The organism is Salmonella enterica subsp. enterica serovar Typhimurium str. LT2 (genome assembly GCF_000006945.2).
Taxonomy (GTDB): domain Bacteria; phylum Pseudomonadota; class Gammaproteobacteria; order Enterobacterales; family Enterobacteriaceae; genus Salmonella; species Salmonella enterica.
The window spans coordinates 1,679,611-1,701,720 of sequence record NC_003197.2; the positions used below are offsets into that span (position 1 = coordinate 1,679,611).

Here is a 22,110-nt window from a genome sequence, read left to right on the forward strand (position 1 = left end):
GTAATTCGCCGCCGCCACCCTGATTTAACTTACGTCAAGTGGAAACACGGGGCTTAATAGACCGAGAATTCGCGCCTTTTTGCCTTTCTTCCGCCGTTTGCTTGCGTATAGACCCCGTAAAGTAGACGCGTGAAGAAGTCTAAGGGATAACAACGTGGCAAAATCTCTCTTGCGCAGCGGCAATCTGGATGATTATCAGGCCGTGGGCGGCGGCGGTCAGGCCGTATTTGAATCAGCATTGCAAATTCGCGAAACGCTTCGTCTGCGTAAACAGCAGGCGATGGTTGACTGTCTGGCGATTCCGCAACTTAACGATAATGGCGATCGGGTTGACTGGTATTCGCCGATTGAAGGTCAGGCGATAGCGTGGAAAGCGGCTGACGAAGAGACACGTTCTCGGGCTTTACGTTATTTAGCCAGCACTTTTGAAAGCGCGGCTGCACTCAGTCGCAAAAGTCTGCAATCCGGTAAAACAGCGCTCCAGCTATTTGGTTCGCTACTTGAGAAAGCGACGCAATTTCCCGGTGAAAATCATGTTTTCCTGGTTAACGGCAAACCGGTTATCACCTTCTGGGGATTCGTTAATCTCAACGAAAATACACGCGATGATGTGCTGGACTGCCTGCGGGTAACCGAGGCAATCCCCGACATCCCTCTGGTCGAGCCGGAGCCCGAAGAAAAGCCGCTGGTAGAGGCGGCATTTAGTCAGGCGGATGAACCTTTGTTAACGTCTGTCATTGAGCCGCCGAAAATGCCGGAGGAACCTGCTGCGCCGCCCGTTATCGTTAGCGAGCCGAAGCCTGCCGCACCTATCCCGGTTGCTGAGGCGAAAAGAGCTCGTCGTCTACCGCTGTGGAGCTTACCTGTCGCTGCCGTGGTTATCGCCGCCGTCGCCACGCCTTTTTTCTGGCCATCTTCATCCGTTGACGGGGCCTCTCCTGTTCGCGCCGCGCCTGTCGCTACCGCGAAAACTGACGTTACCCCCTTGCCTGAACTCACCGCGCATTTGCCGCTGCATCGCGCTGAGGTGACGCCCGCCCCCAAAGCGGCGCCGTTGCCGGAAGCGCCTGTTATCATTGCCGCTATCCCCAAAGACGCGCTGGTGATGGACAATACGCAGATGAAGCTTGGAACCACGCGCTTTTTAAACGGTAGCTGGCGCATCAGTGTGGATGTCAAAGATCCGATTACCGGCAAGCCGCCCTCTCTGCGTTATCAGATCCAAAATAACAAAGGCATCGCGCGCGTAGTACATGGCGATAACGTGGTTTGTCGGGCGGAAATTTTCTCTGGTCTGCATCAAACGGGCGAGCTGATGATTAAAAGTCGCGGCAATGCGCGCTGCACCGACGGTTCACGTTATCCGATGCCGGAAATTACCTGTAAAGCAGGCGTCAATGACGTCGCAACCTGTACCGCCCGTTATGGCGACCACGCGGCAATTCCGTTGACGTTTAAAAAGATAGGTGCCTGATTTTATGTTGGTCAATCTGTGTGATTACAAACAGAGCGTCACGCTCATTGCAAACAGCGGCGTCCAGTTTCTTGATTTTGGCTTAACGCCGCAAGAGTCGGCCCACTACGGACGTTTTGTGCGCAAAACGGCAAACGGCCCGCTACTGCGCCTCGATTTTGATCTGACCAGCGGGCGCTACACGTTGCCAGGACGTGCTGGCGGCCAACCCGAAGTCGTGAAACCGGAAAGCACTCAGACGCTGCACTATTCTCTGGATGTACTCGACGGAATCTGGCTCCCCCTGCCGTTCCTGCGTTTTAATCCGCCGCGTACCTTTATTGACGGGCCGGATAACTGGGCGCGCATTCAGGTACGTAAACTCAGCGAGCCAGATAGCGCCGGAAACACACACCGCATCACCCTCGCCTTCGACAGTCAGCTGGCAAAAAATATGCCTGCGGCGTTGGCGCCTTGCGAAAACGATCTGCTCAATGGCACACGTTTTGCGCTCGCCTGGCGCGATGAAGAAGTTGCCGATTTTCTTGACCAGACATGGATTGACGGCTGGCTGCGCGAGTCGTTTCTTCAGTATGCCTCACAGGTGGAAAACCGTTCGGAACAGGCCATTCAGCAAGCGCTGCGTAGTTTTGAGTATCAGGCGCACTGGTTGAATTTACTGACGCTGTTAGGCGAACAGCTTACGGTGCCGGAAGTGAAGTTTGTGACACATACGTTAAGCACGCCCGCAATCCCGGTCGATCTGATTCTGGATGTCGGCAATACGCATACCTGCGGCGTCTTGATCGAGGATCATGGCGATGCGAATGACGGGTTACGCCAGACGGCAGAGCTTCAGGTGCGTTCTTTAAGCGAGCCGCAGTATCTGAACGATCCTTTATTTACCAGCCGGGTAGAATTCTCGGAAGCACGCTTTGGCAAGCAACACTTTTCTGTCGAAAGCGGACGAGACGACGCCTTTGTCTGGCCTTCCATTGTGCGTGTGGGCGACGAGGCTCGCGCCCTTGCTATGCAGCGTGTGGGCACCGAAGGCAGCAGCGGTATCTCCAGCCCACGTCGCTACCTGTGGGATGAAACCCCCGCCTTGCAGGACTGGCGTTTTAGCCAGATCCACGGTAAAACGCAGCGCGAACCGCTTGCCACCGCGTTTCCGCTGATGAATCTGATGAACGATGACGGACAGCCGTTATTCCGCCTGCCGTATGAAGAAAGGCTACCGGTTTTTTCGCCGCAATACAGCCGTAGCACCTTGATGACGCATATGTTGTGCGAAATTCTGGCTCAGGCGCTGGGGCAAATTAACAGCGTCGCCACCCGGCTGCGGCTCGGCTTTCCCGCCTCGCCGCGCCAGCTACGCACCCTGATTTTAACGCTGCCTTCCGCCATGCCGAAACAGGAGCGAGAAATTTTCCGCCAGCGAATGTTTGAAGCGCTGGCGCTGGTCTGGAAAGCCATGGGCTGGCATCCGCAGGATGAGGATTTCACCACGCCTAAGCAGCGTGAAAAAAGCGTGGTGCCGGTACCAGAAATACAGATGGAATGGGACGAAGCAAGTTGCGGCCAACTGGTATGGCTTTATAACGAAGCCATTTCGCATTACGCCGGGCGTACCGAATCCTTTTTTAATGCGCTGGCCAGACCGGATCGCCAGCCTGAACCCGGCGTCGTCCCCGGGCGCGCGTTGCGCGTGGCATCGATTGATATCGGCGGCGGCACGACGGATATGGCGATCGTTCACTATCAGTTAGATGACGGCGTGGGGGCCAATGTAAAAATTACGCCTCATCTCCTGTTTCGCGAAGGTTTTAAAGTCGCCGGGGACGATCTGCTATTAGATATCATTCAGCGTTGCGTACTCCCTTCCCTGCAAACGGCGTTGCAACGGGCAGGCGTTACGGATGCCGCCGCCCTGCTGGCGACCTTATTTGGCGATTCGGGACGAATTGATACTCAGGCCATTTTGCGCCAGCAAACGGCGCTGCAATTATTTATGCCGCTGGGCCATGCGGTACTTTCCGCCTGGGAGCAAAGCGACATTAACGATCCGTTTGCCGGTTTACATGCGACATTTGGCGATCTGCTGATCCGCCGCCCAACGAGCAACGTGATGAACTATATCCAGCAGGCGATCGATCATGCCTTACCGTCTGGTTCGCCGACATTTGATATATTCAATGTGCCGTTGCAAATCCAGTTTAGCCAGCTTCAGGAGTCTCTGCTGGCCGGTCAGTTTACGCTGACAACGCCGCTTCATGCGGTCTGCGAAGCGATATCCCACTATCACTGCGATATCTTGCTGGTGACGGGGAGACCGACCTGTTTACCCGGCGTACAGGCGCTCATCCGGCACTTACAACCGGTGCCGGTTAATCGCATTGTGTGGATGGATAAGTATCAGGTACATGAATGGTATCCCTTCAGTCAACAAGGGCGTATCGGTAATCCAAAATCCACTGCCGCGGTGGGCGCGATGTTATGCAGCCTGGCGCTGGACTTACGTCTGCCGCGTTTCAATTTTAAAGCGGCTGATATCGGCGCGTATTCGACTGTACGTTATCTCGGCGTACTGGATAATACCGTTAATACCCTTCGCGATGAAAACATCTGGTATCACGAAATCGATTTGGATAAACCCGGCGCAACGCTGGACGCTCGCTTGCATTTTCCGCTACGCGGTAACGTGACGTTGGGCTTTCGTCAACTGGCGAACAGTCGCTGGCCAGCAACACCACTTTATTGCCTGAGCATTAATTCCGCCGAACTGGCGAAAACCATCGCTGGCGACGGCGTACTGAATGTGCGACTGAAATTACGCGGCAGTAGCAAAGATAGCGCCCCGGAATCGTTCATATTAAGTGATGCCTGGCTCCAGGACGGGACGCCGGTCGCCGCCGATGCGCTGACATTAAAATTGAATACGCTGGCTGACCGTCGCCACAGCGGCAGCCACTACTGGATAGATAGTGGGAGTGTATACCTGAAATGACAAAACCGTTAAACACCACCCAGGCTGTTATCGAGTGGGTTAACAACACGCGCCGTTACGCAACGCGACTGGATGACGAAGCCGACGCTCTGCTGGCGCAACTTACGCTTGCCGCGGCGGATGAGTCAGCGCTCAACGCCGCCTGCGCATCACATGGCTGCGTTGGTCTGTACGGGTATGCGCAATCCGCAAAAGCGCATCTGTTAACGACGCTATGCGGTAACGAGAATGGCAAGCTGGAAATTATCACGCCGGACCGTGACTATGATTATTTCAGCCACATCAATCCGGGTCATGCGCCAGCGAATATGGCTATTCGCTTTACGCGCGACATTTTTTCAAACGAGAGCGGCTGGCCGTTGCGCCTGCGCTTGATCAGTGAAGCCGAACTGGTGCAGATCTTTATTGCCTGGACCAGCTCGTCCCCCGTTTGTCGCCAGGTCGAAAAATCCATTATCACATCACGCCTGGAGAAATGGCAATCGCTTCGCCAACCGCAGCCCGTCCCCGGCGTTACCGCTGAAGAGGTAGCGACCATCGCGAGTTTCTGGCGCTCTTGCCTGCCGTCCGCCAGACAACATATTGATGATGCGACATGGCAACACTTTGCCTCGCTCTTGCCTGCGCTGGATCTCACGACACGGGCGCACGCCTGGGCATTACTGTGGGGAGAGCAACCGGAGATCACCCAGCAATGGCTGGCGCTGGCGCATATGTTGCAACAAACCGGCCATGCCGGGGAACTGGCGGCGCCGCTCAGCCTGCTGGTCGATCATTTTGGCTTACCGGCGGAAAACTTCCTGACGCAAATGGCGCTAACCGCCAACGATACGCAAAGCGATGTGGTGGTGCATCCGGTTAAGGAAGGCCGACTGCTCAATGCGGTCAGCCTTTCGCTTGATTCTCTGGCGCTGCTTACCCGCGAACTGGTGCTAAGCGTTGAAAACAACGTACTGGATAACGTAGATTTACTGGATATTCCGGTCGCGCCAGACAGTCATCCTCATCCGTTATGGCGGGCGAAATTAGGTTGGATGCTGGCCCATTACCGCCAACAGGTACAGCCCGATGTTCTGGTGATTTGCAATGCTCTGGCATCTCGCTCGCAAACGTCCACTGCCGCCCATCACTTACTGGAGTGGGTTAACGCCACGCAGCCGCAGCATGAATCAGCGTTACCCGGCGTCGTCTGGGCTATTACTCCACAGGATGCCCGTTTTGCCACCCAGCAAAATCTGGATGAAGCCGTCCAGCAGTTGATGGGTAAACCTGGCGTGCATTGGGGAACGTTGCAGGCGCTGGATAAACACAGTATGCAGCGTTTGGTGGAATGGTTATCGCAGGCGACATCGGCACCACAGCGACAGGCGCGCTTACAGGCGTTACGCGAACAACTGCGAGGCCGCGTGCGCGATCTGTTACCGATGTTTGATGACGCGCGGCTACCGGTTGAAACCGTGATCCGGCGTCTTCAGGCCCAGGCCGCCAGACATGGCGACCTGCTGGCCGGGCTGTTACCGCCGGTACAGAACTTCGAAGCGTTGCTGAGCACCCGACAGTCACGAGAAGAACAGGTCTGCGGTTTATTTAATGACGCGATCGATCTCTTTGCCGACGAACCAACGCGCGCTTCAGCGTCAGAAGGTCACGAAACAGGCTACCAGGCGCACAAAATGTGGATCAATCATCTGCGCCAGTGGGCCCACTGCCGGGATAATGCGCAGCGTCTGGGACTGGAACCGCAGATGCTCAACGCCGTGGCGGAGATTTTAATTACCGCCAGCTATCGCCTCGGTTTACCTCAGCAGTTACAGAAAACCATGCAGCGCGAGGAGGTGAGCGGCGCGCAGCTTCATGCCATCATTGGTAACTTCATCGCCTGGCTCGGCTACGCCAATATCGAGGAGGCCCAACGCCCGGCCAGCCGCGTTCAGAAAGGCGCAGCCATTTTCGCCGCAACACCGCGTTCGACAATGTTGCGTCTAACAAAGCTTGACGAACAGCCCGTTCATGCCGCCAGCCGCTATGTCTATGACTGGCTTGTTGCGCTGTATACCCTGGCCAATGAGAACGCAGGATATCGGCATCCGCAGGACGTTACCGACGTAGACAGAGCGCAATTAATTGCCCTGATAGCCTGACCTGGCGGAAAAACCATGCCCGGTAACCTGTATCGGGCTTGAGGTCAGAAAAGCGAAAACAGCAATGCGACGGGGAAACTTATCGGCCATGTCGCGCCAACCAAAAAGGCGCTCAGGAAACGAATTCGTTTTTTGTCATGAGTCAAAAACCAGGTGATCAGGGATGATATCACCGCCATGACGGCGTAAAAAATTAATATCTTTTGAAAGAGGGTCATATCAGGCATCCACGCCAACCAGAGGAAAAAACGCGCGCAATATGCTCTTTTTATTTGACGCACATCAAGGTTTATCAGCCTTAACAGCAAAACGTTCTCAATGCACGGCTCCGCTCACAGAATATCCTGTTTAGGTATTATTGCGGATCTCGCCAACCCGTACTATACCCATAGGGGTTATGATGAAAGGTGGCGAAAATGAATGTTTCCAGTAAAACCGTCGTGCTGATTAATGTCTTTGCTGCTGCAGGACTTTTGGGTCTGATCTCGTTGAGATTCGGCTGGTTTGCTTGAGGTGTTCAACCTTTGAGTACTTGCTGCGCATGTTGGCGGGGAGGTCCCCCTCTCCGCCGACACCCGCCTATTTTTTCACGATTTTTCTGAACAGTAAATGATCCTTAATGCTTAACCATGATGTGGCGGACAAGGGTGTAGTCTTCCAGACCATACAATGACATATCTTTGCCGTATCCCGACTGTTTTTGCCCTCCATGCGGCATTTCGCTAACCAACATGAAATGGGTATTAATCCAGGTACAGCCATACTGCAATCTGGCGCTAAGCCGGTGCGCCCGCCCGACGTCCTGAGTCCAGACGGAGGATGCCAGACCATAGCGAGAATCGTTGGCCCACCTCAGAACCTGATCTTCATCATCAAAGACGGTTATACTGACCACCGGGCCGAAGACCTCGCGTTGCACGATGGCATCTTCCTGTTTTGCGTCTGCCAGCAACGTCGGAGCGAAATAGTAACCTTTACCTTCCGTTTGACTTCCGCCAGTAATCACACGGATATGGCTGAGGGCCTTCGCCTCCTCTACAGCCGCTGTGACGCGCTTCAGGTGCGCCAGCGAACTTAACGGCCCCAGCTCTGTCGACTCATCCTCCGGCGCGCCCATTTTCAGGCTGCTCACTGCGTTCCCTAGCTTTTCGACCAGCGCATCATAGATACCGCGCTGCGCGTATATACGGCACGCCGCAGTACAATCCTGTCCGGCATTATAGAAACCAAAAGTCCGGACGCCCTGCGCCACCGCATCCAGATCGGCGTCATCAAAAACAATCACCGGGGCTTTACCACCGAGTTCCATATGCGTACGTTTTATCGCTGGCGCAGTATGGCGCAGAATATGCTCCCCGGTCGCGATAGAACCGGTTAAAGAGACCATGCGTACTTTTTCATGGCCGGTCAATACATCGCCAACAGTTTGCCCTCGTCCGAACAGGACATTGAGCACCCCCGGCGGAAAGATATCCTTCGCCAGCACGGCAAGTTTAAGCGCCGTCAGCGGCGTGATTTCAGAAGGCTTAATCACCACGCAGTTACCTGCCGCCAGCGCTGGCGCCAGCTTCCAGGCCGCCATCATGAGCGGATAATTCCACGGCGCGATAGAGGCAACCACGCCAATCGGATCCCGGCGGATCATCGACGTATGTCCTTCCAGATATTCGCCCGCCGCCAGCCCACTCAAACAACGGGCCGCGCCGGCAAAAAAGCGAAAGACATCCACGATTGCCGGAATTTCATCATTAATTACGCAGTGCAAAGGCTTACCGCAGTTTTGCGATTCAAGCCGGGCGAACTCAAGGGCGTTTTGCTCGATGCTGTCCGCCAGTTTTAACAGACATTCCGCCCGTGCTTTGGGTGTGGTCTGCCCCCATTCGGCAAACGCGTTATCGGCGGCCTGCACTGCGGCGTCAACCTGCGCGGGCGACGCTTCCGCAATCTCAAGTATGACCTCGCCTGTCGCCGGGTTATAAACAGACTGCCTTTCTCCCTCGCCGTCCACCAGCACGCCATTAATCAGTAATTGATATTGCATAGCATTTTCCCATATCGTCATTAATCGATTTCCGGCGAACGGGCCGCCGCTTTCCTAAAAATAGACGGCGCGCCAGATGCTCACCCGGCACACTCGGGAAATTTAGTCAGGTTGTGAGCTGACACGCATTCCACCTCACACAAGGCTTTTAGCGCTCAGCATCTCGCGAATCAGGCTGCCAAGCTGTTTTACGGCCTGTTCTTCCCGTTCTCCCCAATGCCATGCGGTGTTAAAACGAAAGAAACGCGTCCAGGCGCCGGACGTTGAAAACATTTTCCCCGGCGCGATACTGATAAGGTGTTCAAGCGCTTTGGCGCTAAGTTCACCGGCATCAAGCTGCTCAGGTAGCTCCAGCCAAAGAAAATAACCGCTATCGTTATGGTGAATTTTTACTTCCGCCGGGAGATGGCGCAAAAGGGTTTGCCAGGCTTGCTGTTTACGTTCGGCAAGCTGCCTTCGCAATCGTCGCAGATGCGCGTCATATCGACGTGTCGAGAGATAATCCACTAACGCCAATTGCATGGGGGAACTGGTGGATAATGTGCTCATTAACTGCAAACGCTGAATTTGTCTGGCATGGCTTCCTCCCGCAACCCAGCCAATGCGAAAACCGGGAACCAGACATTTGGAAAAAGACGAACAATGCAACACGGTATCGTCGCGATCCCATGCTTTGGCAGGCAGAGGTTTCTCGCGGCCAAAGTAGAGTTCGCTATAAACATCGTCTTCAATTAGCGTCACGTTATGGTGCGTGAGTAACGCAACCAGCCGCGCTTTTTTCTCAGCACTCAGCGTGAACCCTAACGGATTCTGGCTGTTGGTCATTAACCAGCACGCTTTCACCGGATATTCCTGTAACGCCTGTTCCAGCGCCATAAGATCGATACCTTCTTTAACATCGGTAGGTATCGACAACGCTTTCAGGCGCAATCGCTCCAGGGCCTGTAGCGCACCGTAGAAACAGGGGTTCTCCACCACCACCCAGTCTCCCGGCGCCGTCACCGCCTGTAAACTAAGATTCAACGCTTCCAGCGCGCCGGCGGTAATGACAATCTCGTCAGGAGAAACGGTAATCCCCTGCTGCGCGTAACGGCGTGCTATCGCATAGCGCAATTCTGCATTACCTGGCGGCAAGTTTTCGATGACGCTCATTGCCGTCGCGGTTTTGCTGACCTGCGCCAGAGAGCGGTTCAATTGCGGCAAGGGAAACAGACGCGGATCGGGAAACGCTGAGGCAAAGGGCACCACAGAGGTATCACGGCTCGCCTGCAGCATCTCAAAAATATAGGTATTGATATCTACGGCTTCATCCCGAATAACGTGCGCTGCCGTCGCGACTGACCGACAAACCGGATGCGGCGCGACATAATAACCAGATTGCGGACGGGCGATAATCCGTCCCTGACTTTCCAGCAACTGGTACGCATGACCGACAGTCATAAAACTCATGCCGCTACTGGCGACCTGCTCCCTCAGCGAGGGTAATCGATCGCCGGGTTGCCAAACGCCAGAGGCGATTTGTTCTCTAATTTGCTCCGCCAGACGTTGATATTTTTTCATTATTCGATCTCATTGAGCGCTGCTTGCAGGTGGCAACCGCAGTGTATATCAGTTGTTAAAATTAACAATGATTTGCTAACTGTTATGGTGCTTTCCAACAGGCGTAATGATTAGATTTCGCAACAAAACGCCGTTTCAGGGTCTCTGCTTAACGGGAAAGTCAAACCAAGTGTTCGGGTATGGTTCATGAGTAAGAGAGAAGTGCCACCATTCAGTATCCAGTGGCGTAAAACCCGCATCACGCATCAATGTTTGTAATAACAACCTATTTGCGCGTTGCTGAGCGGTAAGTATGACATTATCGGGATGGGATAACGGACTAAAACAGTCAAAGCCGGTACCAAAATCCAGACTATTATCTGGCGAGCGTTGCGCCGCGGACGCAGTACAATTCACCAGTGGTCGTCCGGGATCGTATATTGGTATTTTACTGTCAAGTGGAACAATCGTTAGATCAAGCGTACTTCCCCGACTGTGGCCGGATCTGGCGGCAAGATAACCTTCCTCAAACAGACGATTTTTCTCTACCTGCGGATAAAATTCGTTTTTCATTTGGTTTTGAGAAGGATCTTTGGCCCACGCGATAAAGTCGTTCACTGCGCTTTGCGGACGGTAGCAATCATATATTTTTAAGGTAAGTCCGAAGGGGCGTAAACGATCGGCGACCTGCTTCACTGCGTTCGCGGCTGGTCGTGTTAACAGGCAAACAGGCGCGTTATAGCCTTTAATGGGGCGACCAATAAAGTTATGGGAACTGAAGTATCGCATGTCTACCTGTACGTCGGGGGCGACCGTAGTAATATCGACAAAGTCTTTTGGCTGGTGGAGATCAATATGGTTTTCAGCTGACATTGCCTGAACGGACAACAGGCTGAACAGGAGGAAAGAAGATACGCATTTTACCATATGTTACACCTCGCGAGAGTCACAGGGGTGATTATGTATTTGAGCAGGTAAAGATTAGCGGACACCGCTTAAACAGATGGTTAAAATAAACATCTTTCCCCCTGTAATCTGTGCCTTATCACAAACGGAGAGTTTATATTTTGCTTATACGACCACTGCGCCTCCTGTTCTATACCCAAAATAATTCGAGTTGCGTAAAGGCGGCAAGGGAGTGAGTCTCAGGAGCACAGATAACGATGTGTTTTCACAAAGGCGAGTCTACCTGACCAGAAAGGTCATTTGATAATCAGTAGTACAGTTGTTGTCGCCTTCCATAACTAAATAACATTGTTTCGCCAAAGATAAGACCACTATATAGTCAGGAAGGCAATTAGTGAGGAACACGTCGATTGTCGGCGATAATGCACTGAAATTACGATTCACTGCAGTTGTGCAAACACATAGAATCCCCCTCGAACCGAGATAATTCGGTCTGCTGGTCATAGCCATTATTCAGTAAGACCGCAGGTTGCAGCGGCGGATCACGGGCGTGAAGAAACATCCTGTGCCCCAAATTTTTTGGACAAGCGCTGAACCTGCCGTATACTTTTACTTAACGTACACTCCGCCATAAAAATAAACCCTGCGATGATACCGTAATGCCATAGGCATAACTTAAGGATATGCCATAAATCAAGCGAAGCATGATTTAACTTCTCAGTAATTGCGATAGTCTGTACAAATATTATGGGATGAAATAATAAGATGCCTAACAAAAATATCCCTGCCACGATCATGGCAAGTAACTGAAAAAAAGCCCATCCGATAACGAAACGGTAAAGTAACAGCAATAATAGCCGTCCACATTTCCTTAGCCATTCTGACTGCAAAATGCCCCAGGATGCTGTCTTTTCGTGAATTTCACCATCTGATTTCTTCATTTTGAGCCTCCTCGCAGGTTTTTATAATTTTATCGCCCAACTGGAAACAAAGCCGTCAGCTAATCGTTACAACAAATATAATTAAGACAAAAACTAAAGAGTAAGATATTTATATCATAAGCACTATCAGTATTGGCCTTCTGCCCTACCGCTAAACATCTCATTGTTGTTAGCCTAATAATACTTTTAGTTTAACTTCTTATAAGACAATTTCTACACGGTTGAGCAACTATTTACTTTCTCTAAAAATAATATAGTGCGTAATTAATCATTACTCATAGTACATGATGATGTGAGAATTAAGAAAACCGTTTTACTTTCATTCGTTTTATCTGACATATTTCATGGCCAGGAGGCGTGGGCATGACTAAAGCTACGGGTCGATTTGAACAATTGAACAATAATGTTGACGGTTCAGGACAAAGCAAAAATCAGGTGTTTCACCGATAGGCAAACCGATGGGCAACATGGGATAATATTTCGAATACCACCTATTCCAGTAATGAAGTATCATATAATCACTTGTGGTCTACATTATGCCAATTACTATCGGGAGAGGATTTTTAAAGAGTGAGATGTTTTCTCAAAGTGCTATCTCTCAACGCTCTTTCTTTACGTTACTATGGGAAAAGATTAAAGATTTTTTTTGTGACACGCAAAGATCCACTGCCGATCAATATATAAAGGAATTATGTGATGTTGCCTCTCCGCCTGACGCGCAACGTTTATTTGATTTATTTTGCAAGTTATATGAATTATCATCACCGTCATGCAGAGGAAATTTCCATTTTCAGCACTATAAAGATGCTGAGTGTCAGTATACAAATCTCTGTATTAAAGATGGCGAAGATATTCCGTTATGTATTATGATACGTCAGGATCACTACTATTATGAGATAATGAATAGAACAGTGCTCTGTGTTGATACTCAGTCTGCCCACCTGAAAAGATATTCTGATATTAATATAAAAGCTAGCACTTATGTTTGTGAACCGCTATGTTGCTTGTTCCCTGAGCGGTTACAACTCTCGCTATCCGGCGGTATAACATTTTCCGTTGACCTAAAAAATATAGAAGAGACGCTTATCGCCATGGCAGAAAAGGGTAATTTATGTGACTGGAAGGAACAGGAAAGAAAAGCCGCCATCTCCTCCAGGATTAATCTGGGCATCGCCCAGGCAGGTGTAACAGCTATTGACGACGCTATCAAAAACAAAATAGCCGCAAAGGTTATTGAGAATACTAACTTAAAGAATGCAGCGTTTGAACCAAATTATGCACAAAGCTCAGTTACTCAAATTGTTTATTCATGTTTGTTTAAGAATGAGATACTAATGAATATGCTGGAAGAAAGTTCCTCTCATGGCCTGCTATGTTTAAACGAGCTTACTGAATATGTAGCGCTACAAGTTCATAACAGCCTTTTTTCTGAAGATTTATCTTCACTCGTTGAAACAACAAAAAATGAGGCTCATCACCAGAGTTGATCACACCATAAATAGTATGGATTTACAATCCCCTGGCAATACCAAAACCATCTAATACAATAACTTTAAATATATACTCCCAGGGAATAATGGATTTACTATGGAACGAATTGGCTCGTTATTTTTATAATTGACATACTGAGTATAAGTATATTTTCTCATACAACTTATCGCACTTATTGACAAACCGTTTTCGCTAATTTGAAGTGTGGAATAATAACTCAAAGAAATTATTGGCATCATAGCCTCACGACGTAACTGGAAGGTGGCATGATGCTTACAAAAACGTTATCAGTAGTTTTACTGACCTGTGCGCTGTTTTCAGGCCAGTTACTGGCGAAACAGCAAGACCACGCATTCGTATGGTTTGCGACGGGAGGGCACCAGCTTAGACACGAAGCCGACAGCGATGAATTACGGGCGGCAGCGGAAGAATCCGCGGAAGGCTTGCGCGAGCACCACAACTGGCAGAAATCGCGCAAACCAGAAAGCTATTTTCGTTAATTAAACGCCCCTGCGCTTCGGCAGCGTTTTCATCAGCGCTTCAGGGCTCACTGAAGCGACAACGCTGCCGGGCTGGGGCATTTTTAAGATGTGGTTTTTAATTTTGCCAATGACATGCATTTCGCAAGGGCGGCAGTCGAATTTTAGCGTCAGTACCTCATCGCCATGCACCAACTGCATCGGCGTGGCTTTCCAGCTCTTAATATTTCCTTTCGCCTGCTTTGGACAAAGGTTGAACGCAAAACGCAGGCAGTGTTTGGTGATCATGACCGGTACCTCGCCCTTCTCCTGATGCGCCTCATAGGCCGCATCAATCAATTGTACGCCGTAACGGTGATAAAATTCCCGCGCTTTGTGGTTGTAGACATTAGCGAGAAAGCTGAGATGCGTTTGCGGGTAGACCGGCGCAGGCTGCGCCACGGGTTTCCGACGACCTCGTTGATAATGGGCCAGCCGCGCCGCGTCAAGCATATCAATCGCCTCCCGACGGAACTGATTGAGCAGGCTATTTGGCACGAACAACGCCGCCGGTAATGTCACCTGCATATCACGCGCGTAGTAAGGCGTCTGTCCCAGCTTCGCCAGTCCGGCTTTTAGGTTATTCAACGCTTTTTCAGAGTTGTTGGCTTCCTCAAATACCCCATCAAGCGTATGCGTGATGCAGACACCGTCTTCACTGGTCAGCGTCAGAATAAGCTGTTCCTGCCAGCCGCCCAGCATGATATCAACCGCCACACGGCGCTCACTGGAGGTTTTTGTCAGCGCTTGCTGCCAGTTATGATCCAGATTACGATTCAACGGATGATGCGGACGGACTTTATGCAGGTCGGCAGGCATATCATTTGGCCAAACGCGGTAGCGGTTATGACCGGTTTTCTCCACCGTATTGGCGCGAAAACCTACCACTTCACGCTTAATCAACACGTTCAGACCATCGCCATTCGCCAACGGCTCCGTAGCTTCTACGTCGAGATAATCCTTCGCCACATTCAGCACCTCACCTACCGGCAAGCCAATAAATTTTGGTGAATCAAATGCGCCAATATCACCTTTACGCGCGTTAACAAAATAGTCGGTGCTGCCGCGATGGAAGGTTTTCTCCGTGGAGGGAACAAAAAAGTGTTCGGTCCGACCAACCGACGCACGCGCCAGATCGCCACGTTGCTCGATAATCGCGTCCAGCATCTGACGATAATGCGCGGTGATGTTTTTGACATAGCTCATGTCTTTATAGCGCCCTTCAATCTTGAAGGAACGTACGCCTGCATCGATCAACGCGCCGAGGTTAGCCGTTTGGTCGTTATCTTTCATCGATAGCAAATGTTTTTCGTAAGAGACCACCCGCCCCTGATCGTCTTTTAACGTATACGGTAAACGACAGGCCTGCGAACAGTCGCCCCGATTGGCGCTGCGCCCGGTTTGCGCATGAGAGATATAACACTGCCCAGAATAAGCGACACACAGCGCGCCATGAATGAAGAACTCAATTGTGGCGTCAGTAGCCTGATGAATAGCCGCTATCTGACTCAAATTAAGTTCGCGCGCCAGTACAATCTGTGAAAAACCGACATCGGCAAGAAACTTCGCTTTTTCCACGCTGCGAATATCACACTGTGTACTGGCGTGAAGCTCAATCGGCGGGATATCCAGTTCCAGAATGCCCATATCCTGCACAATCAGCGCATCCACCCCGGTGTTGTACAAATCGGTGATTAACCGCTGCGCGGGCTCCAGCTCATCATCATGCAGAATAGTATTCAGCGTGACAAAAATCCTGGCGCCGTAACGGTGAGCAAACGGAACCAGATCGGCGATATCGCGCAGACTGTTACTGGCGTTATGACGTGCGCCAAAACCGGGTCCGCCGATGTAGACGGCATCTGCGCCATGCAAAATCGCTTCGCGAGCAATTGCGGCGTCACGGGCCGGACTTAACAATTCGAGATAGTGAGGTTGCTGGCGCATACAGTCGTTCTTATCCAATAGAAGCGAAATGGCGGCTATTGTAGTCAGAAGCGCAAACTAACGAAATAGTTTTCCCGCTTAATCACGTGGGTAATGGATCAGCGAGTGAAAATGAACCGTCTGGTCACTGCTGTTGCGATAGGTATGCGCCGTATCGCCGGCAAAACGCAAACCTTTACCGGCGTCTATGGTTTGCCATACCCCACCAGTACACATGTCCAGCCGACCCTGAATCACCACCACATGTTCGATAACGCCGGCTTTATGCGGCGTTGATTCGCTGACCGTGCCAGGCGCCAGCAATAGGGAAAAATAGTCAAAACAGAGTTCAGGATCCCATGGAAACAACGGTGTGATTACCATCGCTTGCTGCTGGGGATCGAAGGTCGGAGGAAATTCGGCCTGCGGCGGCGAAATAAACACTGAGAATGGAACGTTCAGGCCCGTCGCAATTTTCCACAGCGTTGCGACTGTCGGACTGGATTCATTACGCTCTATCTGCCCCAACATGGCTTTTGAGACGCCGGAGATCTCCGCCAGACGCGATAAACTCCAGCCTCGCTGATGGCGTAACGTTCTTAACGTGGTCGCCAGATAGTGTGTCAGGTTATCCATTTTCCCCCCTGTAAGGCCATAGCGTATCACTTGTACGCTATAACGCACAATGCTACATTGACTGACCGTTATAACGCACAAGAGGCGATCATGCGTCTGTTATCACTGCCGTTACCTACTGTATTATCTGGTCTGGTCGCCGTTCTGGTCGGCTATGCGAGTTCCGCCGCCATTATCTGGCAGGCGGCGCTTGCCGCTGGCGCAACACCCGCAGAGATCGCCGGCTGGATGACCGCCCTCGGTATAGCCATGGGCATAAGCACACTAACGTTAACCTTGTGGTATCGTGCGCCGGTTTTAACCGCCTGGTCAACGCCTGGCGCCGCTCTGTTGGTAACAGGGCTTCAGGGATTATCGTTGCCAGACGCCGTGGGCATATTCATTGTCGCCAATGCCCTGATTGTGCTGTGCGGCGTCACGGGATTGTTTGCGCGTTTGATGCGGATAATCCCCCATTCTCTTGCCGCCGCAATGCTGGCGGGAATACTGCTACGCTTCGGCCTGCAGGCGTTCGGGACGCTCAACGGAGAGTTTGTCATGTGCGGCGGTATGCTATTGGCGTGGCTACTCTTTAAAGTATTCGCGCCCCGCTATGCCGTTATTGCTGCCATGGTAATGGGAATAACGGTGGCGCTCATCCAGGGTAAGGTGGCGATGAGCGGTATTCATTTCGCGCCGGTGTGGCCCACCTTCGTTCCCCCCCACTTTTCATTCGCTCAAAGCCTGAGCGTCGCGGTACCGCTCTTCCTGGTGACGATGGCATCGCAAAACGCCCCCGGCGTCGCCACAATGAAGGCGTCTGGCTATCAGCTTCCTGTCTCTCCGTTAATGATTTTTACCGGGTTGCTGGCGCTGCTGCTTTCGCCATTTGGCGTTTATTCTATCTGCATTGCCGCCATTACAGCCGCCATTTGTCAAAGCCCGGACGCGCACCCCGATCCAACGCGTCGCTGGTTAGCGGCCGCCGCCGCAGGCGTTTTTTATTTACTTGCCGGGTGGTTTGGCGGTTCGATAACCGCGCTGATGGTCGCCCTGCCGGTTAGCTGGGTGCAAATGCTGGCTGGTCTGGCACTGTTAAGTACGATTAGCGGTAGCCTGTATCAGGCGCTTACTCACGAAAGTGAGCGTGACGCGGCAGTTATCGCATTTCTCGTCACCGCCAGCGGGCTAACGCTGATGGGCATCGGATCGGCATTCTGGGGGTTGATCGCTGGCGGAATAGGCTACGCAGTATTAACGAGAACGCGCCGCCCATCGTTGTCTGGCTGATGGTGGCCGCTAATCTGCCGGGGTTTGCGCCATCTTGCGATGGCGCCGCAGAATTATTTTTTATTAACGTCAAACATAGAGGTATCCGTCGCCATATCATCCACGACCTGTTTCAACGTCTCAAACGCCATTGGCGTACTGGAATTGCTCAGGTCTTTACCTTCACCCTGGCGTACTACCTTGACGACCGGCTTGTTGGTCGCGGCATCTATCAGCTCACCTTCAAAATAGAGGTGGGTATCCATGGTCCGGTGGCCCGTCGCCATTTGCGTGCCCGCCACAATCAGCGCTACAGGGATCACCTCATAGAATTGCAGCCCTTCTTTGCTGGTATCCACGCCCGTAATCGCCCCGCGGAAAATCAAACTGCGCGGCCCTGGCGTCGTGACCAGCGGTTTGCGCTGTTCAATTGCTGATTTTACTTTAGTGTTCGTATAAGCCAGCAGTTTATCAAGAACTTGCTGCCCGACCTGGGTCGTTGGTTTGGGGACGGGATAGTATGTTATCGGATTGTAAACAATACTGTCATAGTTAGAGTCATTGAAATGTGGATCTACCCAGCGCAACACCGGTTTCCCCGTGGCGGAGGTAGTTTCCTGCAGGTCCGAATAATTTTTTAAGAATCCAGAATACTTATCCGGCTGTGTGACTTTAGACGCACAGCCGGATAACGCCAGCAAGCCAGTAAGCACTGCAACTTTAAATAAAGTATGAGTACGCATGAAACGATCCCTTTAGTCTTCGCAATGATGCAAAGGAAATAATAGCAAAACGAAATCATTCTGGATGCACTAAAAATGGTAACGACAGCACAATTTGAACGCGGCGCCCGACAAAAAAATGCCGAACGCAGCGAGACTTACAGAACTTGCATCGCTCAGGCCGTTTTTCTCGCCAGCATCGTAGCAAAGCGCAGTTTGATACGGTTGCCATTTTCGTCCGTGCGGTGAAGCTCGCCGACATCTTCGTTGTATTTCAGCATGTCCCATCCTTCGTAATAGCGGCGTAATTCGCCTTCTTTAAAAGCGAACGGGAATCCCACCGTACAGGGAAAGTCCGGCGTATCCATTGCCGCAACAATCAAATTATACCCGCCGGGTTTTGTGCAGCGTTGCATATTGGCAATTAAACCGGGAATGGTTTGCGCCTCAAGAAACATCATAACCACCGTCGAGAGAATAAAATCGTATTCGCCGTCAAAGGTCAATGTATTCAGATCGACAAGGTCGGTTTGCAGATTATCCAGCCCTTCTGCCGCTTTAATACGCTCAAGGTTAGCCATACTGGCCGGATTTTTATCCCACGCGGTAACGTCATAACCGTTCGCGGCCAGATACAGACTATTACGGCCATTGCCACATCCTAAATCCAGCGTTCGGCCTGGCGCGACAACCTTTGCCGCCGCCAGCACATCCGAATGCGTGCGGGTTAAACCGTATTTCTCAGTAAAGTAATTTTCGTCACGAACGGTCATTTTTTTCCTCCGTTTTCAACAGTGCAGCGCGCTCAGTGCGAATAAGCAACGTCCCCTGCACCAGCAATAGAAATGTACGAACCAGCAATAAAGCGATAATAGCGTTAGTGAAAATAAACAGCGGGACGGCCAGAATATGGAAAAGCCCTGATTCACTACCGTGACCAAGATGTAACCCCGTGGTCGCCAGCGCGGAAACGCCGAACGAAAAACTCCAGAAGGAAGCATTAAACGGTTGTGATAAATACCAGGGCATTAATCGCAGCATAAATAAAAGCTGTAACAGACCGTAGCCGAATAGCATTTTCGCCAGCGTGTCGCCCTCCCCGCCATTGACGCTCAGCCAGGCGCTACAGGCGACCAGCGCGGGCGCCAGTTGGATACCCAGCGACGTACGCAGCACCGCCGGTAATTCGCCGCAGCTACGCAGTCGCTGCAAAATAACCGGCTCCAGACTTAACCACGAAAAGACGCCTGCGCCTAAAAACACCAGTCCGGCATCATTGTAACCGAGCGCTCCACAGGCCATAGCGCTGATAAAATTATTCGCTACCGTGGGCAGATAAAGTCCTGGGGTTGTCGCTTCTTCCGGATGCGCTCCGCGCCAAAGTCCCGCCGTCTGCCAGGCGGCATACGCCAGTTGTATGACGACCCCCACGCTGAATAGCGCAACGGCCAACGGGCGATACCAGGGAACGAAACCGATCGCGACCAGCATCGTGGTGGCGGGAAACAGGCTGACAAAACTGCTCATTACCGGATGTCGCACTTCAGCCATCACGCTATGGGGAAAGCGCACCAGACGGCTAAGGAACGCCAGGGTCAAGAGTGCCCAAATAATCATCGCCAGGATCACCATGATGTCGCCGGGCCAGTGGCTTATTCCCCATATCTGGCTGGCATAACGCCAGGCGAATCCCATACCGATAGTGCCAAGGACGATGCCAAAATAGCCCGCAGGCAGATTGAGCACGCGATCGCTCTGCTTGTGATTACGCATTTTGTTTAATTTATAAAGTATATTTGAAATGCATTTTATGGAATTTCTGGTTGTTTCGCCAGTACCTTTGCTACGGTTATCTTAATCGTTCACACGGAATTTCCCTATGACCAAATATCGACTGAGTGAAGAACCTCGTGCTTTTACTTATCAGGTAGACGGTGAGAAGAAAAGCGTCTTATTACGACAAGTTATTGCCGTAACGGATTTTAACGATGTTAAAGCCGGAACCTCCGGCGGCTGGGTTGATGCCGGTAATGTGCTGTCACAACAGGGGGATTGCTGGATTTATGATGAAAACGCGATGGCCTTTGCGGGCACGGAAATTACGGGTAACGCGCGTATCACGCAGCCGTGCTCGCTCTACAATAACGTGCGAATAGGCGATAACGTCTGGATTGATCGCTCTGATATCAGCGATGGCGCGCGGATAAGTGACAACGTCACCATTCAGTCCTCTTCCGTGCGCGGAGAGTGTGCGATTTATGGCGATGCCCGCGTGTTAAACCAGTCAGAAATTCTCGCCGTTCAGGGACTAACGCATGAACATGCGCAGATTTTACAAATTTACGATCGCGCCACCGTGAACCATTCGCGGATTGTCCATCAGGTACAGCTTTATGGCGACGCCACTATCACTCTCGCTTTTATTGAGCACCGGGCGGAGGTCTTTGATTTCGCGCTCATCGAAGGCAACAAAGACAATAATGTCTGGATCTGTGACTGCGCCAAAGTCTATGGCCATGCGCGGGTTATCGCCGGCACAGAGGAAGATGCTATCCCTACCCTTCGCTACAGCTCGCAGGTAGCGGAACATGCGTTAATCGAAGGCAACTGTGTGTTAAAACATCATGTGCTGGTAGGCGGACATGCTGAGATACGCGGAGGCCCGATTTTACTGGACGACCGCGTGCTGATTGAAGGCCAGGCCTGTATACAGGGCGAAATTCTGATTGAGCACCAGGTCGAGATTAGCGGACGGGCGACGGTTATAGCCTTTGACGGCAATACTATTCACCTGCGCGGCCCAAAAGTGATCAATGGCGAGGATCGTATTACGCGTACCCCCTTAGTCGGTTCCCTTTAATCCGCATCAATAATGCGGGCATACATATTAACGTCGTGATAGTCGCCGTTAAGATACTCCGCCTGCTTCATACAGCCCTCCAGCGTAAAATGGTTGCGCCGTGCGACTGCGTTACTGGCCTGATTATCAACGCGGCATTTAATGACGAAGCGCCGAATATCGCCGCGCCGGGCATAATGTGTCATCAGCGCCTGTAATGATTGCGACATTATCCCTTGTCCCTGGAAGGACTCATCCAGCCAGTAACCGATATAGGCGGCTTTGTTTATCGGTTCGATGGCATTAAATGAGAGTACGCCTGCCATCTCATTCTGGCAGAAAATCAGGTACATTTTGGCGTAACCACGCTGGTGCAACAGTATATTACCCTGCACATGCTTACGCGTTTCCTCCTGCGACGTGACATATTGCGGCCAGTCGAGCGACTGTTGTAGCCACGCTTTGTTTTTGAGTACCAGTTGGTGCAGCGCCGGAACATGACTTTCATCTGCCGCTCGCAGTTCCAGCGTCGTGCTAACAGGAATAATTTCCACCATCGCGTTGCCCTTCTTCGTTGTTGGTCGTGATCACATAAATAGCCTGGTTTACCGATAACCCGCAGGTGATATGAGCGTTTTTATTGTATCGCCATCACATTATTTTTTATTGGCCATATTTAGCGTATTTCCGCGTGACACATTT

At 51.5% G+C, this 22,110-nt stretch carries 19 protein-coding genes and 17 other annotated features; of the genes, 7 read left to right on the top strand and 12 right to left on the bottom strand.

From position 1 onward, the window contains the following. Window positions 1-149 precede the first annotated feature (149 nt). Window positions 150-155: a ribosome-binding site (putative RBS for srfA; RegulonDB:STMS1H001795), on the top strand. The 3 genes from srfA (at window position 150) to srfC (ending at window position 6,601) form a co-directional block, all read left to right on the top strand. After that, the gene (gene srfA / locus STM1593; RefSeq protein NP_460552.1) for a ssrAB activated gene occupies window positions 150-1,474 on the top strand. Within the gene, window positions 155-1,474 belong to an annotated coding region; the region does not span the whole gene. Its footprint overlaps the feature before it by 6 nt. Continuing rightward, window positions 1,473-1,478 (top strand) — a ribosome-binding site (putative RBS for srfB; RegulonDB:STMS1H001796). It overlaps the preceding gene by 2 nt. Further along, window positions 1,473-4,460 (top strand): ssrAB activated gene gene (gene srfB, locus STM1594; protein NP_460553.1). Within the gene, window positions 1,479-4,460 belong to an annotated coding region; the region does not span the whole gene. (Overlaps the previous feature by 6 nt.) The genes srfA and srfB overlap by 2 nt, the downstream gene beginning before the upstream one ends. Next, window positions 4,452-4,457, top strand: a ribosome-binding site (putative RBS for srfC; RegulonDB:STMS1H001797). Its footprint overlaps the gene before it by 6 nt. Beyond that, window positions 4,452-6,601, top strand: a protein-coding gene (srfC, locus tag STM1595) for a ssrAB activated gene (RefSeq protein ID NP_460554.1). Within the gene, window positions 4,457-6,601 belong to an annotated coding region; the region does not span the whole gene. Before srfB ends, srfC begins: the two co-directional genes overlap by 9 nt. Window positions 6,602-6,645: 44 nt before the next feature. On the opposite strand, the gene ydcX is transcribed toward srfC, so the two are convergent. From ydcX to ugtL, 6 genes are all read right to left on the bottom strand, one after another. Further along, window positions 6,646-6,918, bottom strand: a protein-coding gene (gene ydcX / locus STM1596) for a putative inner membrane protein (protein NP_460555.1). Within the gene, window positions 6,646-6,909 belong to an annotated coding region; the region does not span the whole gene. Continuing rightward, window positions 6,913-6,918: a ribosome-binding site (putative RBS for ydcX; RegulonDB:STMS1H001798), on the bottom strand. Its footprint overlaps the gene before it by 6 nt. Window positions 6,919-7,217: 299 nt before the next feature. Continuing rightward, the gene (ydcW, locus tag STM1597) for a putative aldehyde dehydrogenase (RefSeq protein NP_460556.3) occupies window positions 7,218-8,677 on the bottom strand. Within the gene, window positions 7,218-8,663 belong to an annotated coding region; the region does not span the whole gene. After that, window positions 8,672-8,677 (bottom strand) — a ribosome-binding site (putative RBS for ydcW; RegulonDB:STMS1H001799). It overlaps the preceding gene by 6 nt. Window positions 8,678-8,777: 100 nt before the next feature. After that, window positions 8,778-10,202, bottom strand: coding sequence for a putative gntR family regulatory protein (ydcR, locus tag STM1598; protein NP_460557.1), 1,425 nt, complete (start codon window positions 10,200-10,202; stop codon window positions 8,778-8,780). A gap of 135 nt (window positions 10,203-10,337) precedes the next feature. Next, the gene (gene pdgL, locus STM1599) for a Periplasmic dipeptidase (protein NP_460558.1) occupies window positions 10,338-11,115 on the bottom strand. Within the gene, window positions 10,338-11,108 belong to an annotated coding region; the region does not span the whole gene. Then, window positions 11,110-11,115 (bottom strand) — a ribosome-binding site (putative RBS for pdgL; RegulonDB:STMS1H001800). (Overlaps the previous gene by 6 nt.) Before the next feature lie 251 nt (window positions 11,116-11,366). Further along, window positions 11,367-11,601, bottom strand: a protein-coding gene (locus tag STM1600; protein ID NP_448018.1) for a putative inner membrane protein. Within the gene, window positions 11,367-11,597 belong to an annotated coding region; the region does not span the whole gene. Continuing rightward, window positions 11,596-11,601 (bottom strand) — a ribosome-binding site (putative RBS for STM1600; RegulonDB:STMS1H001801). It overlaps the preceding gene by 6 nt. Before the next feature lie 28 nt (window positions 11,602-11,629). After that, the gene (ugtL, locus tag STM1601) for a hypothetical protein (protein NP_460560.1) occupies window positions 11,630-12,036 on the bottom strand. Within the gene, window positions 11,630-12,028 belong to an annotated coding region; the region does not span the whole gene. After that, window positions 12,031-12,036: a ribosome-binding site (putative RBS for ugtL; RegulonDB:STMS1H001802), on the bottom strand. It overlaps the preceding gene by 6 nt. 524 nt (window positions 12,037-12,560) lie before the next feature. Next, window positions 12,561-12,566: a ribosome-binding site (putative RBS for sifB; RegulonDB:STMS1H001803), on the top strand. On the opposite strand from ugtL, the gene sifB reads away from it, so the two are divergent. Next, window positions 12,561-13,515 (top strand): Salmonella translocated effector: translocated by SPI-2 gene (gene sifB, locus STM1602; RefSeq protein ID NP_460561.1). Within the gene, window positions 12,565-13,515 belong to an annotated coding region; the region does not span the whole gene. Its footprint overlaps the feature before it by 6 nt. 262 nt (window positions 13,516-13,777) lie before the next feature. Further along, window positions 13,778-13,783 (top strand) — a ribosome-binding site (putative RBS for yncJ; RegulonDB:STMS1H001804). Then, the gene (gene yncJ / locus STM1603; protein NP_460562.1) for a putative periplasmic protein occupies window positions 13,778-14,019 on the top strand. Within the gene, window positions 13,789-14,019 belong to an annotated coding region; the region does not span the whole gene. It overlaps the preceding feature by 6 nt. Here the strand turns inward: yncJ and ydcP are convergent. Both ydcP and ydcN read right to left on the bottom strand, forming a co-directional pair. After that, window positions 14,020-16,002, bottom strand: a protein-coding gene (gene ydcP / locus STM1604) for a putative collagenase (RefSeq protein ID NP_460563.1). Within the gene, window positions 14,020-15,984 belong to an annotated coding region; the region does not span the whole gene. After that, window positions 15,997-16,002 (bottom strand) — a ribosome-binding site (putative RBS for ydcP; RegulonDB:STMS1H001805). It overlaps the preceding gene by 6 nt. Before the next feature lie 60 nt (window positions 16,003-16,062). Further along, window positions 16,063-16,610, bottom strand: a protein-coding gene (gene ydcN, locus STM1605; RefSeq protein NP_460564.1) for a putative oxidoreductase. Within the gene, window positions 16,063-16,599 belong to an annotated coding region; the region does not span the whole gene. Next, window positions 16,605-16,610: a ribosome-binding site (putative RBS for ydcN; RegulonDB:STMS1H001806), on the bottom strand. It overlaps the preceding gene by 6 nt. Before the next feature lie 70 nt (window positions 16,611-16,680). Beyond that, window positions 16,681-16,686: a ribosome-binding site (putative RBS for STM1606; RegulonDB:STMS1H001807), on the top strand. On the opposite strand from ydcN, the gene STM1606 reads away from it, so the two are divergent. Beyond that, window positions 16,681-17,868 (top strand): putative benzoate membrane transport protein gene (locus tag STM1606; protein NP_460565.1). Within the gene, window positions 16,690-17,868 belong to an annotated coding region; the region does not span the whole gene. Its footprint overlaps the feature before it by 6 nt. Window positions 17,869-17,921: 53 nt before the next feature. On the opposite strand, the gene STM1607 is transcribed toward STM1606, so the two are convergent. From STM1607 to tehA, 3 genes are all read right to left on the bottom strand, one after another. Continuing rightward, the gene (locus STM1607; RefSeq protein NP_460566.1) for a putative outer membrane lipoprotein occupies window positions 17,922-18,603 on the bottom strand. Within the gene, window positions 17,922-18,590 belong to an annotated coding region; the region does not span the whole gene. Continuing rightward, window positions 18,598-18,603, bottom strand: a ribosome-binding site (putative RBS for STM1607; RegulonDB:STMS1H001808). It overlaps the preceding gene by 6 nt. A 142-nt stretch (window positions 18,604-18,745) precedes the next feature. Next, window positions 18,746-19,352 (bottom strand): putative methyltransferase gene (tehB, locus tag STM1608; protein ID NP_460567.1). Within the gene, window positions 18,746-19,342 belong to an annotated coding region; the region does not span the whole gene. Next, window positions 19,329-20,342, bottom strand: a complete 1,014-nt coding sequence (gene tehA, locus STM1609; RefSeq protein NP_460568.1) for a K+-tellurite ethidium and proflavin transport protein — start codon at window positions 20,340-20,342, stop codon at window positions 19,329-19,331. The genes tehB and tehA overlap by 24 nt, the downstream gene beginning before the upstream one ends. Next, window positions 19,347-19,352 (bottom strand) — a ribosome-binding site (putative RBS for tehB; RegulonDB:STMS1H001809). Its footprint overlaps the gene before it by 6 nt. 93 nt (window positions 20,343-20,435) lie before the next feature. Then, window positions 20,436-20,441: a ribosome-binding site (putative RBS for ydcK; RegulonDB:STMS1H001810), on the top strand. Here tehA and ydcK point away from each other — a divergent pair. Beyond that, the gene (ydcK, locus tag STM1610) for a putative nucleoside-diphosphate-sugar pyrophosphorylases (RefSeq protein ID NP_460569.1) occupies window positions 20,436-21,429 on the top strand. Within the gene, window positions 20,449-21,429 belong to an annotated coding region; the region does not span the whole gene. It overlaps the preceding feature by 6 nt. Here ydcK and rimL read toward each other — a convergent pair. Continuing rightward, the gene (gene rimL, locus STM1611) for an acetyl transferase (protein ID NP_460570.1) occupies window positions 21,426-21,977 on the bottom strand. Within the gene, window positions 21,426-21,965 belong to an annotated coding region; the region does not span the whole gene. The genes ydcK and rimL overlap by 4 nt on opposite strands. Beyond that, window positions 21,972-21,977, bottom strand: a ribosome-binding site (putative RBS for rimL; RegulonDB:STMS1H001811). (Overlaps the previous gene by 6 nt.) Window positions 21,978-22,110: the final 133 nt, after the last annotated feature.